The organism is Pseudomonas sp. SDO52101_S400, from assembly GCF_054071635.1.
Genome location: NZ_JBSVWF010000015.1, coordinates 81,287 through 95,517, shown reverse-complemented (window position 1 = coordinate 95,517; position 14,231 = coordinate 81,287). Strand labels below are relative to the sequence as shown.

Here is a 14,231-nt window from a genome sequence, read left to right as displayed (position 1 = left end):
ATCGGTCGTTTTAGTTGTTATATCGGTCCGTCGTTTACAGCGTCAGCAGTGTTAACAGTAATGGTTACAGCAGTGGTGCCAGATAGTTTGCCCAGCGGGTCACCGCTTCCGGGCTGCGCAACAAATCGTTGCGTACTTCGATCAACACTGACTCAAGGCCTCGAGCATCGCCGTGCACCGGCACAGTCATGTCGCCCAGCGGGTCGATCCTGTACGGCTGGTTGCCCGCGACTTTCAGCGGATGCTGGTCGAGGCCATCGAGCAGGCGCCGGGCGTATGCCTTGGCCTGACCGAACAGCACGCCGACGTCCAGCTCCCTTGGCTGGCCGTAGTACACCGGGGTGAAACTGTGAATCCCCACCACCCGCACCGGCCGACCTTCGGCCAGACGCTCGTCGATCAGTTGTTGCAGCCGGGTGTGAAACGGCTTGAACAGGCACTGGCGACGGTATTCGCGGGTGGCTTCGTCGAGCTCGCGATTGCCCGGCACCTGGTAGATCTCGCTCTGCGCCGGAATGCTGTCCGGGGCATGCCGGGGCCGGTTGAGGTCGATCAACAGTCGCGAATAATTGGCGCTCAGCAGCGTGGCGCCGATCTTTTCCGACAGTTGCTCGGCCAGCTCCAGCGCACCGATGTCCCAGGCGATGTGTTCACGCGCCGCCGTGTCATCCAGGCCCAGATTGTTCAGGGCGTCGGGGATGTAGCGGCTGGCGTGCTCGCACACCAGGATCAGTGGATGCGTCGAATCTTCACGGATCAGGTTGTAGACCGGTCGGGTGTACAACCCAAGCTCGGCGGATTCAGTACAGGCGTGCATAGTGCTCACACAGGTCAGCGGGCGAGAGCTGTTCCGTCAGCGCCAGTTCCTCGGTTTTAAGGGCGAAATAAGTGTCGAGTAACGGTGCAGGCAGCGCTGCCATCAGCGCTTCGCTGCGACGCAGGCATTCCAGTGCCTGAGCCAATGAGGCGGGCAGGGCAACAATGCCCCGGGCCTCGCGTTGTTCGTCGTTGAGTGAATCGGGGATTTCATCGGTGATCGCGTTCAGCGCCAGACGCTGCTCGATGCCCAGGCGTCCGGCGATCAGCAGCGCGGCCATCGCCAGGTGCGGCGAGGCAGTGGCGTCCATGGCGCGGAATTCCAGGTTGTACTGCTTCGCCACGGATTTGCTGCCCAGGCTCACGGTCGGGCAGATCCGCAGCGCCGCTTCGCGATTCTGTTGACCGAGGCACGCGTAGGACGCGCTCCAGTGGTGCGGCTGCAAACGCTCGTAAGACACCGGGGTCGGTGCGGTGAACGCACACAGCGCCGGCAAGTAATGCAGCACGCCTGCCGCCCAGTGCTGGCCAAGGGTCGACAAGCCATTGCTGGTGCCGGCGTCGTACAGCATCGGCTGACCGGCCAGATCGAGCAGGCTGACGTGCAGGTGAACGCCGTTGCACACCGCTTCAGCAGCGGTCTTCGGCGCGAAGCTCAAGTCCAGGCCCATCTGCCGGGCGATTTCGCGGGTGATCTCGCGCACATTCACCGCGCGATCCGCCGCCGCCACGCCGAGGGTCGGACGGCAGGTGATTTCGTATTGATGCTTACCGTATTCGGGCAGGAACATTTCCGGCTCGACACCACCGGCGCGTAACGCGCTGAGCAGCCAGCCGCCGAACTCCGCGCCCTGGCGCTGGGCTTCGAGCGAGAAGGCCAGGTGTTCGGCGAACCCTGCGTGCAGGTTGAATTCGTGTTCGAACGCGGCGTTGACCTGTAAACCGAGTTGATCGCGATAGCGCTCGACTTCATCGCGCAGCAGCGTGCGCGGGCAGGCGCCCCACGGGCGGCCGTCGGTTTCGCGGATGTCGCCGTGAATGAAGTCCAGCGCCGGGGCGGCGGTGTCCGGGCCGTTGCCGACCGTGACGCGGCTGGCCAGATCAGGAATCAGCCGCAGATCGCCATAGGCGCCCCAGGGATTGGTCGAGGCAATGATGTCCTGCGGCGTCAGCGCGCTGTTGGCCGGCACCCAGCCGCAACCGGCCGCTTGATAGTGTTCCAGCTCATCGCTGGGAAACGAACGGCCACGGGTGATGCCGATCAGGTCGGTGGTGACGATGGTGGTCATCGGCAACGGCGACAGGCGTTCGCTCATGGCTGCATCTCCTGCAGGCGGCCGAGTACGGTGTCGGTGTCGGTGATCCAGCAGTAGCCCTTGATCGCGTTCAGGCAGGCGTCATGGCGTGCTTCGGTGTAGGTCGCACAGGCGTCCGCCACCAGCGTCACCAGATAGCCACGGTCGGCAGCGTCGCGCACGGCCATGTCCACGCACTGGTCAGTGACGATGCCGGCGATGATCAGATGGCGGGTTTCCAGATTGCTCAGCACGTAGTCGATGTTGGTCGAGTTGAAGACCCCGGAGGAGGTCTTGGGCAGCACTATTTCGTTTTCCGCCGGGGTCAGCTCGCCGATGACCTGTGCCTGCGGGCTGCCCTTGGGCAGGTGCATGTCCGACAGTTTGTGATCCAGCGAGCGGTCGCGGCCGTCGGCGGTCAGACTTTCGATCAGGGTGTGCAGCACGTTCTGCCGTGCATCGCGGAAGGCGTTGAGCAGGCGCACCTGATTGGGCACCACTTGCGAGCGTGTGCGATTGAGGAAGTACGCGGCGTCCGGGCCTTCGAGGTGCGCGTCGAACTGCGGTTCGAGCCAGGCACGCTGCATGTCCACCAGCAACAGCGCGGTATGGTCGGTGACAAACGGCAGGTCCCGCGGCGAGCGGTGGGGAAGGCTGAACATCCTTATTTATCCTCCAGCAAGTGGGTGTCGAAGTCGTTGCGCAGGGCATCGATGCCTTCCAGGCGATCGGCCAGGTCCGGGCTGCGCAGGGTCAGGCAAGCGATGAGCGCTTCAACCTGGGCCAGCGCCGGGACCATGGTGTCGAACGGCGAAGCCGACTCCACCGGAGCGCTGATGATCATGTCGGCGAGTTCGCGCAGCGGCGAGGCATAAATATCGGTGAACAGCACGACACGGGCGTTGTTGTTCTTGGCCGCCGTGGCCACGCGCAGGGCCTGGGTCTGGTAGCGGCGATAGTCGAACACCAGCACGACGTCCTGGCGTTGCAGGTCGAACAGACGATCCGGCAGTTGCGCGTTGTCCTCCAGCGCAAAGCAACCGGGGCGCAGAAGACGCAAATGATTGAGCAGGTAAGTGGCCATCAGGCTGCTGAAGCGCCCGCCGAAACAGTAGACCTGATGGCGGGTGTCGAGCAGCCATTGCGCCAGAATTCGCACGTCTTCGGGTTGAGTCAGGGCCTGGGTTTCGGCCAGCAGGTTGTGGCTGTGGGCCAGATAGTGGCTCCACGCATCGTCCTGATTGAGTTTCGAACGCGGTTGCAACAGCGTGCGCGGCGAGCGCAGGCGATGGTCCATGTCACTGAGCAGGGCGTCCTGGAATTCGGCGTAACCGCCAAAGCCGAGTTTTTTGACCAGGCGCACGATGGTCGGATCGCTGACGCCGGCGTGCTCGGCCAGACGCGCCATCGGGCCGAGCCCGTTGCGCGGGTACTGATCGAGCAAGGCCCGGACGACTTTGCGCTCTGACGGCGTAAGGTCCAGGCCGGGATCAGTAATCAGGTCTCTGAGAGGGGGCATCCGGGCTCCTGCTGGATGGGGGTGTTGGATTCGCTTCACAATCCGTTAAAACAGTATTTATGTAACTCACGCTACATGTCTAGTGAATTTTCCAGGCATTTTTCCTGGCCCCAAAATGGGGCGGGATGCCCGTGTAACAAGGGCTACACGTGGATCGATCAGTCGTGTAGTCCATTGCCCATTGTTGTGTCAGACATTGCCGCTTTGTTTTGACAGGGTGATTGAAGGCCTTCCCCGGAACCGCCCGGTTTGCGGCACAATTGCCGTGCTGTCGGCACTTTGCCGGGTGTTTTTTACCTTCTGACCGAGTGACTCATTGTGCAAGCCACCCGTTTGACCTTGATCTGTCACGCCAGAACCGTCTCACAAAAATTGGCGCGTTTTCCTACGAACGAAGCTGTTGAAGAAAGCGCTGTAGCGTCTGACTTTCTGGCTACTCGATTCGAGGCACCACGCCGTTTGTTCTGCGGCCCGGAATTGCGCACGCGCCAGACTGCCGCATGGTTCGGTCACGATGCCCAGGTAGATGACGCACTGCGCGATTGCGACTGGGGCCGCTGGCAGGGGGAGTCGATCAAGGACCTGCAGCGAGATGAGCCGGAAGCCCTGCAAACCTGGCTCGAAGATCCCGGCGCGGCGCCCCATGGTGGTGAGTCGGTGCTGCAACTTGGCGAGCGAGTGGCCGCATGGCTGGCGACCCTGCAAACCACGCCGGGCCATGTGCTGGCCGTGACTCATCCGTTCATCATTCGTGCGGCGCTGATGCAGGTCATGCAAGGTCAGGCGTTTCACAGCATCGATGTCGAACCGTTGGCGGTGGTCGAGTTGCGTTTCTTCGGGCGCTGGCGGCTACGCTTGTCGGGCATCGACTTTGAAGGAGACCGTACATGAAGCGATTGCTGGTCATCGGCATTGGCGCCGGCAACCCTGACTACATCACGATGCAGGCGGTGAAGGCGCTGAATCGGGTGGACGTGTTTTTCCTGATGGACAAGGGCCAGAGCAAGGACAAGCTGATCGACCTGCGTCGCGAAATCTGCGAGCGCTACATCACTGATCGTACCTACCGTTTCGCCGAAGCCCACAGCCCGGAGCGCGAGCGCGGCGATGTGGACTACAGCGCCAGCGTCGATGATCTGAACCGCGCCAAGCAGCAAACCTTCGAACGCCTCATCAATGACGAATTGGCTGACGGGCAGTGCGGCGGCTTTCTGGTGTGGGGCGATCCGGCGTTGTACGACAGCACGATTCGCATCCTGCAGGCGATTCTGGCCTCGGGGCGATGCGCATTTGAATTCGACGTGATTCCCGGCATCACCAGCGTTCAGGCACTGGCGGCGCAGCACAAGGTACCGTTGAACACCATCGGCCGCTCAATTGAAATCACCACCGGCCGACGCCTGGCGGCGGGGCAGGTGAGTGATACCGACAGTCTGGTGGTGATGCTCGATGCCGAAGATTCCTACCAGCAGGTGGCGGATCAGGAGACAGAAATTTACTGGGGCGCCTACCTCGGCACGCCGGATGAAATCCTTATCAATGGCAAGCTCAGCGACGTTGCCGATGAAATCGAGCGGGTGCGCAAGGCGGCGCGGGCCGAACATGGCTGGATCATGGACACTTATCTTCTGCGAAAGCCTTGACCTCACGACCAAAGCGCTCGCGATACACCGACGGTGGCAGCCCGACCACGCTGCGAAACGCCACGCGAAAGCTTTCCACCGAACGATAACCGCAACGCAGGGCGATCTGCTCAGTGTTCTGCGGCGTGCTTTCCAGCAATTCCCGAGCCCGGGCCAGGCGTTCGTGTTGCAGCCAGGCCTTGGGTGACTGGCCGCTGGCTTCGGTAAATTTGCGCAGGAAGGTGCGTTCGCTCATCGCCGCTTCGCTGGCCAGATCGCGCACTTCCAGCGGTTCGTGCAGGCGCTCGCGGGCCCATTGCATCACGCGCGACAGATCGCTGCGCGGCGTCGGGCTGACCGGTGTCGGGATGAATTGCGCCTGACCGCCGGTGCGCTGCGGCGACATTACCAGCCGTCGCGCCACCGAGTTGGCCACCTGAGTGCCGAAGTCCCGCGCCACCAGATGCAGGCAAGCGTCGATCCCCGCGGCGCTGCCGGCCGAGGTGATCAACTGGCCGGAATCGACGTAAAGCACGTCCGGATCGACATCGATGGCCGGGAAGCGCTCGGCCAGCTCCGAGGTGTAGCGCCAATGAGTGGTAGCGCCATGCCCGTCGAGCAGACCGCTCGCTGCCAACACAAACACTCCGGAGCAGATCGACAGCAACCGAGCGCCGCGTGAATGCGCGTCACGCAATGCTTCGAGCAAGGCTTCCGGCACCGGTGCACTGCGGTCGCGCCAGCCGGGAATGATGATGGTGCGCGCATCCGCCAACAATTCCAGACCACCATCGGCCAGCACCTGAATCCCGCCCATGGCGCGCATCGGGCCTTGATCGACGGCGGCGATGCAGTGCTCGTACCACGGGAAATCGAATTCCGGCCGGGCCAGGCCGAAGATTTCCACGGCGATGCCGAACTCGAAGGTACAGAGGCCGTCGTAGGCCAGAATCGCGACCAATCCAGGTGAATCAGGCATTTGGCGGAAACTTCCCGGTGAGTGTCTTGTGCGCCACTGTAGCGGCAAGCGGCGGCTCGATAAAGTCTGTTCATCCCTTCACAGACGTAGGAGCAACACCACATGCCCAGCCTGGTTCGCCAAATTCCCGCAGCACCTTCGGCGATTGCCCTGATGCATTTCAGCAACCGTCTGACCTTCGAAACCGATTGTTCCGACGTTTTCAGCAGCCATGAGGCGGGCGAGGTCGATTTCGTTCTGGTTGACGTGCGCGGGCCGCTGGCCTTCGAGCGCGGCCATGTGCCGGGTGCGATCAATATTCCGGGGCGTCTGCTGACGGTCGAAGCGCTGGCGAACTACCCGACCTCCACACTGTTCGTGGTCTATTGCGCCGGGCCTCATTGCAACGGCGCCAACAAGGCAGCGGTGAAACTGGCGGCGCTGGGTTACCCGGTCAAGGAGATGATCGGCGGGGTGACCGGGTGGCTCGATGAAGGCTTCGAATTGAGTGTCGCGGCACCGCGAGCCGCGATCCACCCGGTTGCCTGTGATTGCTGATACTCAGTGAGTTGCCGCCGTCGGCGGCAACTTTTATCGGCTTTGTCCTACAACCCTTGCACCGCTCTGGCGCACACTTTTCCCACGTGATGTCACTCGCCGATTTTCTGTAAGTATTTGTCGCTTAAACACAATTTGCCCCGTGCGCGCCGCCATAGACTGCCGGCCACTTCGGTTTCTTTGCGCTCCATAGCCCAAGGCCGAACCTGACAATCGAAAGCTGCCAATAAAAGCCTCCGCGCACGGGAGTAATAAATGAAAAAGCTGGTTATGTTCGGTGCCCTGGCACTGTCGATGTTGTCCCTGACCGCCGTGGCCGAAGACGCCAAACCGATCCGTATCGGTATCGAAGCCGGTTATCCGCCATTCTCGATGAAAACCCCTGACGGCAAACTGGCCGGTTTCGACGTGGACATCGGCGATGCGCTGTGTGAGCAGATGAAAGTCAAATGCACCTGGGTCGAGCAGGAATTCGACGGCCTGATCCCGGCGCTGAAAGTGAAGAAGATCGACGCGATCCTGTCCTCGATGACCATCACTGACGATCGCAAGAAAAACGTCGATTTCACCATCAAGTACTACCACACCCCGGCGCGCTTCGTGATGAAGGCAGGCTCCGGCGTGAAAGACCCGCTGACCGAACTCAAAGGCAAGAAAGTCGGCGTGCTGCGTGCCAGTACCCACGATCGCTACGCCACCGAAGTGCTGGTGCCGGCCGGCATCGAGCTGGTGCGTTACGGCTCGCAGCAAGAAGCCAACCTGGACATGGTGTCCGGTCGTATCGACGCGATGCTGGCCGACTCGGTCAACCTGAGCGACGGCTTCCTGAAAACCGACGCCGGCAAAGGCTTCGAATTCGTCGGCCCGACCTACGAAGACGCCAAATACTTCGGCGGCGGCGCCGGTATCGCAGTGCGTAAAGGTGATACCGAGCTGGCAGAGAAATTCAACACCGCCATCAACGAAATCCGCGCCAACGGCAAGTACAAGCAAGTGCAGGACAAGTACTTCGACTTTGACGTGTACGGCCATTAATACGCCGTAAAAAAAGTGGCCCCGTTGACGCGGTGGCCACTTTTTTTTCGCCTGTGATTTATCCTGTCAGCACATTTTCAATGCAGTCGCTGTCTAGCAGCGACTACAGAATTTCCGGAGTTCCCCATGCAACGCATCGATCATGTTCTGCCCTGGAGCCACCTGGGCAGCGAACGTTCCCTCAGCGTCTTCCGTTATGGCGCCGGCCCGCGCAAGGTCTACATCCAGGCCAGCCTGCACGCCGATGAGCTGCCGGGCATGCGCACCGCGTGGGAACTCAAGCAACGCCTTAACGAACTGGAACAGCTAGGCCGGCTGCAAGGTGTGATCGAACTGGTGCCGGTGGCCAACCCCATCGGCCTCGATCAACACCTGCAAGGCAGTCACATGGGCCGCTTCGAGCTGGCGAGCGGCAAGAACTTCAACCGCTCCTTCGTCGAACTCAGCGCTCCGGTGGCCGAGCGCATCGGCGATCAGTTGGGCAGCGATGCTCAGGCCAACATCGCGCTGATCCGTCAGACCATGGGCCAGGTACTCGACGAGCTGCCGACCCCGGCCTCACAACTGGAGGCGCTGCATCGTCTGTTGCTGCGCCACGCCTGCGATGCCGATGTCACGCTGGATCTGCATTGCGATTTCGACGCCGCGATTCACATTTATGCGCTGCCGCAACATTGGCCGCAGTGGCAATCACTGGCCGCACGCCTGAAGGCTGGCGTGGCGTTGCTGTGTGAAGACTCCGGCGGCAGTTCGTTCGATGAATCGTGCTCCACGCCGTGGCTGCGACTGGCGCGGATGTTCCCGGCGGCGGCGATCCCGCCGGCCAACCTCGCCACCACCCTGGAACTGGGCAGCATGGGCGACACCCGGGTCGACCAGGCCCAGGCCAATTGCGAGGCAATTCTGGGCTTCCTGGCCGAGCAGGGCTTCATCAGCGGCGAATGGCCGAAGGCACCGGACGAATGCTGTGAAGGCATGCCGTTCGAAGGCACCGAATACCTGTTCGCCCCGCACCATGGCGTAGTGAGCTTCCTGCGCAATGCCGGGGAATGGGTCGAGCGCGGCGATGCGCTGTTCGAAGTGGTCGATCCGCTCAAGGATCGCGTGACCACCGTGCGCGCCGGCACCAGTGGCGTACTGTTTGCCATCGACCGTGGACGCTACACCCAGCCGGGCACCTGGCAGGCGAAAGTGGCGGGGCGCGAGCCGATTCGGGCGGGCAAGCTGATCAACGACTGATGACCCCATCTTCCGGATCACAGTGTTAGGCTCTGCCCCGAACCCTGCACTGTGTGAAGGAAGGCTTATGTTGAAGGTGTTTGCTCTGTTGACCCTCCTGGCGTCCAGCGCCGTCCATGCTCAAACCTCGCTGCAAACCGATCTGCCGCTCAACTACCTTGCCCAGGTTCACCCGGACGCCGAACAGCGTCCGTTGGTGGTGTTCCTGCACGGCTACGGCAGTAACGAAGCCGATCTGATCGGCATGAAATTTCAGCTGCCCCCGCAGTACAACTACCTGTCGGTGCAGGCGCCGATGGCGTTGGGGGAAGGGCGTTTCCAGTGGTTTCGCAAGAAGGGCGAAGGTGCCTACAACGGCGAGACCGATGATCTGAAGGTCGCCAGCCAGAAGTTGCGAGCCTTTATCGTCGCGGCGGCGCAGAAATACCACGCCCAACCGGACAAGGTGTACCTGATCGGTTTCAGCCAGGGCGCGATGATGACCTACGAAGTGGGACTGCGGCAGCCGGCGGCTGTCGGTGGTATCGCCGCGTTGAGCGGGCGGGTGTTGCCGGTGCTGAAAAGCGAGCTGAAGTCAGAGCAACAGCATCCGCCACTGGCGATCTTCATCGGCCATGGCACGGCGGATGACCGAGTCCCCTACAGTGGCGCGACAGCGGCCAAGGAACTGCTGGAGAAGCTGGACTACAAACCGGCGTTCCATGCCTATCCCGGCGTCGGCCACAGCATCAGCGCGGCCGAGCTTCGGGATCTGAACGACTGGTTGCAGCGACTTAACCCTTGAGGATCATTTTTCGCTGAGGATGGTTTTCACCAGCGCATCGTGACCGCTCTTGTCGCTGGCCCGGGAAATCACCTGGACCAGCGCCATGTGCGTGCCGGAACCTGCGATCAGCGTGGTGTTGAGAGTCTGGCCGCCACCCTGGGTAGCGGTGCTGTCGACCTGACGCAGGCCCAGGCCATTGCCTTTCTGGGTCAGGCTCTTTTCGCTGAGTTTGTTGAAGTCCGGCAGCGCCTTGCGCTGGGCTTCGATGAAATCGGACACGGTGCCGTCGAGGAACGCACTGTCGTTGTCCTTGACGTTGTTGCCTTCGGGAATCTGGTTTTCGGCGGTGATGACCACCGTCTTGGTGGCGTCGTTGGTGAACATCGTGCCTTTGGCACCGGTCGGGCCGGCCGGCAGCGGGTCACCGACGAAACCTTTGGGCAGGACAAATCTGAGTTTGCCTTCGAGCATCGAGACTTTCTCGGTGGGGGCTTTGTCCTTGGCCTTGGCCGCCTGAGCATTGATGGCGCCGAAACCGGCCACCGCCGCCAGCAACAGGACGACGGCTTTCTTGCTAAGCAATGACATTCGAATCTCCGAGGGATGGTCGCGCTTGGGCGGCGATCATCCCACGGAGCATGCCCGGCACTCCAGAGCGGTTTGTCCGGGCGGGTTCAGTTCGTCGACGGCGCAGGCGCCGGTTTGGCCAGCAATTGCCGGGTGACACCCAGCATCGCCACCGAAACGGCCACTGCCACGACAAAGCCGCCGAAGCCCAGACTCGGGACCGTCAGCGCCAGCACCAGACAAAACGCCGAAAATGAATACATCCCCGTGGCCGTCGCCCGCAGCAACGCGGCGGTGAAGGCCGGGCCGCGCGTCTGCTGGGAGAACACCGCCATCACGCTGCCCAACACCGGGAACACCGCGAGCAATCCGCTCCAGCGCTCGCCGACGGTGCTGGCCAGCATCGTCACCACCAGCGTCAATGCCGCCCCGGCAATCATCCGCCAGATCAGTCTGTCCGACTTCGGCGCCGGGCCGCCGACCACCGGTTGAACCTTGGGAAACAGGTACGGCGCGGCGAGGAGGGCGGTTGCGGCGGCGGCCACCGAGAACGGCAGCGACGCAGGAATCAGCGACAGGATCAGCGCCAGCGCGGCCCACACCGATAAAGAAACAACCAGCGCCAACGGCCAGTTCGCCCGCTGCGCAACCTGCGCGTAGGTGACGCAGAACGCGATCATCGCAAACATGGCTGACAGCGCCGCAACGGCCGATTGCGCGGCAAACGCCGGCCCTTGCTCGATGGCGAGGAAAAACAGAATCGGCCCGACCACCACCGGCAACCCCGACAGCCACCCGGCTACACTGGGCCCCCAACGCTTGCCAGCCAGGGAGATCAGCAGCAGGAAACCGGGAATCAGCAGCAGTTTGAGGATCAGCACGCAGGTGTCTCCATCAGGTCAGTGACGGCCACGTTAGCATTGTCGCTAATGGATTGCTGCACATGTGCGCAAAACATGTATACAAAGTGTCGGGCGTGATAGCCGACTATGCTCTGACTATCAGGGTTTACCGGAGTCGATGCCGCGATGAGCAGAACACCGAAGGTGTTGCGTGGATGTTGCGGAATCGGCTTGTGGGCGCTGTTGCTGACGCCGACCTGGGCCAGTTGGCAGGACGCGGTGCCCGGTGCGCAAATCATCGGTACCGGCGAATTCAGTGTGTTCGGATTCGACGTCTACAACGCTCGGTTGTGGAGTGCTGCGCGGCCATTGGCCGAAGGTCAGCCCTTCGCCCTGGAATTGATCTACCGGCGCAATGTGTCTCGCGATGATCTGGTGAAGGCCAGTGTCGATGAGATCAAGCGTCTGGCCGGGTCCTCCATCAGCCCGGCGCAACTGGCCGTGTGGCAAGCCCAGATGCAGCAATCGTTCGTCGACGTCCAGGCCGGCACGCGGATCACCGGGGTGTATCTGCCGGGGCAGGGTGCACGGTTTTTTGTCGGCCAGCAGTTGCAGCACGAGATCGATGACCCGTTGTTCGCCCGGGCGTTTTTCGATATCTGGCTCGATCCTCGCACCCGCAGCCCCGAGTTGCGTCAGCAACTGCTCGGCACCGCCAAACCCTGAGCGCAGCACTTCGGCGCTTGGGCGCGTCGACTGAAACGTCTAAGCTGCGCCTTTCGACTTGTTTCTGGATGTGTGCGTGAAATTCAGCTTGCCCAAAATCGCCACCGCGCCGTTCTGCCCGCCGGAAGTGGCCGGCAGTGTCCCGGTGGATCCGAATGCCTCGTTCTTCAAACGCGTGCTGCGTTTTGCCGGCCCCGGATTGCTGGTGTCGATCGGCTACATGGATCCGGGCAACTGGGCCACGGCGATCGAGGCGGGTTCACGCTTCGGCTACAGCCTGTTGTTCGTGGTGTTGCTGGCGAGTCTGGCGGGCATGGTCGTGCAATGCCTGTGTTCGCGGCTGGGCATCGCCACCGGGCGCGATCTGGCGCAGTTGTCCCGTGAACGCTACAGCACTCCGACGGCGCGGCTGCAATGGATGCTGGCGGAAATCTCGATCATAGCCACCGACCTTGCGGAAGTGCTGGGCTGCGCGCTGGCGTTTCACCTGTTGCTGGGTTGTTCGCTGACGTTCGGCATCGCCCTGACCGCATTCGATACGTTACTGGTGCTGGCCTTGCAGAACCGTGGCTTCCGGCGGCTGGAAGCGATCATGCTGGTGCTCGTGGGCACCATCGGCGTGTGCTTTTTTGTCGAACTGCTGCTGATCAAACCGTACTGGCCGGACGTCGCCCAGGGTTTCAAACCGTCACTGTCGGCGATCAGCGATGCGGCTCCGCTGTATCTGGCCATCGGTATCCTCGGCGCCACAGTGATGCCGCACAACCTGTACCTGCATACCTCGATCGTACAGACGCGGCTGATCGGCCAGGACCTGGCGAGCAAACAGGACGCTGTTAACCTGGCGCGCATCGATACCATTGGCTCGCTGGCGCTGGCGTTGCTGGTCAACGCGGCGATTCTGATTCTCGCGGCGGCAGCGTTCCATCAAACCGGACATTCCGACGTGGTGGACATTCAGGACGCCTATCACTTGCTTGATCCGCTGGTGGGCGGCGCGCTGGCCAGTGTGCTGTTCGGCGTGGCGTTGCTGGCGTCGGGGCAGAGTTCGACCTTCACCGGCACCATCGCCGGGCAAGTGATCATGGAAGGCTATCTGAACCTGCGGATTCCCTGCTGGCAGCGGCGCCTCATTACCCGTGGGCTGGCGCTGATCCCGGCGTTCATCGGCGTGTGGCTGATGGGCGACGGCGCTGTGGGCAAGCTGCTGGTACTGAGCCAGGTGGTGTTGAGCCTGCAATTGCCGTTTGCGCTGTACCCGCTGATCCGCATGACCAACGACAAACAACTGATGGGGCCGTTTGTGAATCGCTGGCCCACCCGGATTCTGGCGTGGGGACTGTTTGTGGTGATTAGCGGGGCGAACGCCTGGTTGATTCTGCAGATGGCCGCCTAGCGACCGAAGGCGTCAACCACAAAATCAATGAACACCCGGGTCTTGGCCGGCATCAAGGTGCGGCTCGGGTAGTACAGCGAGATCGCTCCGGCATCGCACTGCCAGTCGGGTAACAGCCGCACCAGTTCACCGCGCTCGATCTGCACGCTGACATCGGGCAACACCAGCATTGTCACGCCCAGGCCGAGCAATGCTGCCTTGCGCATGGCCATAGGGTCATTCAGTACGATGTTCGAATTGAGCAGGGCGCTGGCCTGTTCGCCGGCGCCGTTGTGCATCTGCCATTGGCGGATGCGCCCGGTGCGCAGGCCGCGCATGACAATGCCCTGGTGGTCGGCGAGGTCTGTCGGATGCCGGGGCAGGGCGCGCCCGGCCAGATAGGCCGGTGAGGCCACTGCCACTATTTCAGCGGACGCCAGTCGCCGGGAAACCACGCCGGGCGTCAGCTCGAAGCCGCCGCCAATTGCCACGTCGTAGCCCTCGGCGATCAGATCCACCTGACGATTCTCGAAGTGCCATTCCGGGCGAATCAACGGATAGCGCGCCAGAAATTCCGGCAGCAGCGGCAGCACGTGGTCGATACCGAATGTCGGTGGCAGGCTGATCTTGAGCACGCCTGCCGGCTCGCCGCGCTCGGTCGCCACGGTCGCAATCGCGGCCTGCAAGGCGTCAAGGTTGCCGCTGATACTCGCGAGAAAACCTTCACCGGCCTCGGTCAGCGACAGCTTGCGGGTCGAACGCTGAAACAGCCGCACGCCGAGATTGCGTTCAAGAATTGCCACGTTGCGACTGACCGCCGCCGGGGTCAGCGCCAGCAACCGAGCGGCGGCGGAGAAGCTCCCCGTTTCGGCGCTGCGGACGAAGGATTCAAGATTGGCGAGTGTTTCCATGG

At 62.2% G+C, this 14,231-nt stretch carries 16 protein-coding genes; 8 read left to right on the top strand and 8 right to left on the bottom strand.

Annotated features, from left to right (window positions below; all coding sequences use genetic code 11):
* Window positions 1-64: 64 nt before the first annotated feature.
* Genes ACW9HX_RS10190 through ACW9HX_RS10175 form a run of 4 tightly spaced genes read right to left on the bottom strand, consistent with a single transcriptional unit; the run spans window position 65 to window position 3,630 of the window.
* Entirely contained in the window at window positions 65-817 is a 753-nt protein-coding gene (locus tag ACW9HX_RS10190; protein WP_457380494.1) for an N-formylglutamate amidohydrolase, read from the bottom strand.
* Window positions 801-2,132, bottom strand: a complete 1,332-nt coding sequence (locus tag ACW9HX_RS10185) for a glutamine synthetase (RefSeq protein ID WP_457380493.1) — start codon at window positions 2,130-2,132, stop codon at window positions 801-803. Before ACW9HX_RS10185 ends, ACW9HX_RS10190 begins: the two co-directional genes overlap by 17 nt.
* Window positions 2,129-2,773, bottom strand: a complete 645-nt coding sequence (locus tag ACW9HX_RS10180) for an isochorismatase family cysteine hydrolase (RefSeq protein ID WP_457380492.1) — start codon at window positions 2,771-2,773, stop codon at window positions 2,129-2,131. Before ACW9HX_RS10180 ends, ACW9HX_RS10185 begins: the two co-directional genes overlap by 4 nt.
* Window positions 2,774-2,775: 2 nt before the next feature.
* Window positions 2,776-3,630 carry a MurR/RpiR family transcriptional regulator gene (locus ACW9HX_RS10175; protein ID WP_457380491.1) on the bottom strand — a complete coding sequence of 285 codons (855 nt, stop codon included), beginning with the start codon at window positions 3,628-3,630 and terminating at the stop codon, window positions 2,776-2,778.
* Window positions 3,631-3,948: 318 nt separating this feature from the next.
* Here ACW9HX_RS10175 and ACW9HX_RS10170 point away from each other — a divergent pair, with 318 nt between their 5' ends.
* Both ACW9HX_RS10170 and cobF read left to right on the top strand, forming a co-directional pair.
* Complete coding sequence (locus tag ACW9HX_RS10170) at window positions 3,949-4,521, top strand: histidine phosphatase family protein (RefSeq protein WP_457380490.1); 573 nt, start codon at window positions 3,949-3,951, stop codon at window positions 4,519-4,521.
* Complete coding sequence (cobF, locus tag ACW9HX_RS10165) at window positions 4,518-5,273, top strand: precorrin-6A synthase (deacetylating) (protein ID WP_457380489.1); 756 nt, start codon at window positions 4,518-4,520, stop codon at window positions 5,271-5,273. The genes ACW9HX_RS10170 and cobF overlap by 4 nt, the downstream gene beginning before the upstream one ends.
* Here cobF and ftrA read toward each other — a convergent pair.
* Complete coding sequence (gene ftrA, locus ACW9HX_RS10160; protein ID WP_457380488.1) at window positions 5,242-6,231, bottom strand: transcriptional regulator FtrA; 990 nt, start codon at window positions 6,229-6,231, stop codon at window positions 5,242-5,244. The two genes, cobF and ftrA, sit on opposite strands and share 32 nt — an antisense overlap.
* A 102-nt stretch (window positions 6,232-6,333) precedes the next feature.
* On the opposite strand from ftrA, the gene ACW9HX_RS10155 reads away from it, so the two are divergent.
* The 4 genes from ACW9HX_RS10155 (at window position 6,334) to ACW9HX_RS10140 (ending at window position 9,826) form a co-directional block, all read left to right on the top strand.
* Window positions 6,334-6,768, top strand: a complete 435-nt coding sequence (locus ACW9HX_RS10155) for a rhodanese-like domain-containing protein (RefSeq protein WP_457380487.1) — start codon at window positions 6,334-6,336, stop codon at window positions 6,766-6,768.
* A 255-nt stretch (window positions 6,769-7,023) separates the two neighbouring features.
* Window positions 7,024-7,803 (top strand): ABC transporter substrate-binding protein, encoded by a 780-nt coding sequence (locus ACW9HX_RS10150; protein ID WP_011333505.1) that lies wholly within the window; start codon window positions 7,024-7,026, stop codon window positions 7,801-7,803.
* Between the two features lie 126 nt (window positions 7,804-7,929).
* Window positions 7,930-9,042: a succinylglutamate desuccinylase/aspartoacylase family protein gene (locus ACW9HX_RS10145; protein WP_457380486.1), complete on the top strand. Its 1,113-nt coding sequence runs from the start codon at window positions 7,930-7,932 to the stop codon at window positions 9,040-9,042.
* A 67-nt stretch (window positions 9,043-9,109) separates the two neighbouring features.
* Entirely contained in the window at window positions 9,110-9,826 is a 717-nt protein-coding gene (locus tag ACW9HX_RS10140; protein WP_457380485.1) for an alpha/beta hydrolase, read from the top strand.
* 3 nt (window positions 9,827-9,829) lie between these two features.
* Here the strand turns inward: ACW9HX_RS10140 and ACW9HX_RS10135 are convergent, their stop codons facing one another.
* Entirely contained in the window at window positions 9,830-10,396 is a 567-nt protein-coding gene (locus ACW9HX_RS10135) for a hypothetical protein (protein WP_457380484.1), read from the bottom strand.
* Window positions 10,397-10,482: 86 nt separating this feature from the next.
* Entirely contained in the window at window positions 10,483-11,256 is a 774-nt protein-coding gene (locus ACW9HX_RS10130) for a hypothetical protein (protein WP_457380483.1), read from the bottom strand.
* A gap of 147 nt (window positions 11,257-11,403) precedes the next feature.
* Here ACW9HX_RS10130 and ACW9HX_RS10125 point away from each other — a divergent pair, with 147 nt between their 5' ends.
* On the top strand, window positions 11,404-11,943 hold the full coding sequence (locus tag ACW9HX_RS10125; RefSeq protein ID WP_457380482.1) for a chalcone isomerase family protein: 540 nt from the start codon (window positions 11,404-11,406) through the stop codon (window positions 11,941-11,943).
* A gap of 76 nt (window positions 11,944-12,019) precedes the next feature.
* Window positions 12,020-13,339, top strand: a complete 1,320-nt coding sequence (locus ACW9HX_RS10120; RefSeq protein ID WP_457380481.1) for an Nramp family divalent metal transporter — start codon at window positions 12,020-12,022, stop codon at window positions 13,337-13,339.
* Here ACW9HX_RS10120 and ACW9HX_RS10115 read toward each other — a convergent pair.
* Entirely contained in the window at window positions 13,336-14,229 is an 894-nt protein-coding gene (locus tag ACW9HX_RS10115; RefSeq protein ID WP_457380480.1) for a LysR family transcriptional regulator, read from the bottom strand. The two genes, ACW9HX_RS10120 and ACW9HX_RS10115, sit on opposite strands and share 4 nt — an antisense overlap.
* Window positions 14,230-14,231 lie beyond the last annotated feature (2 nt).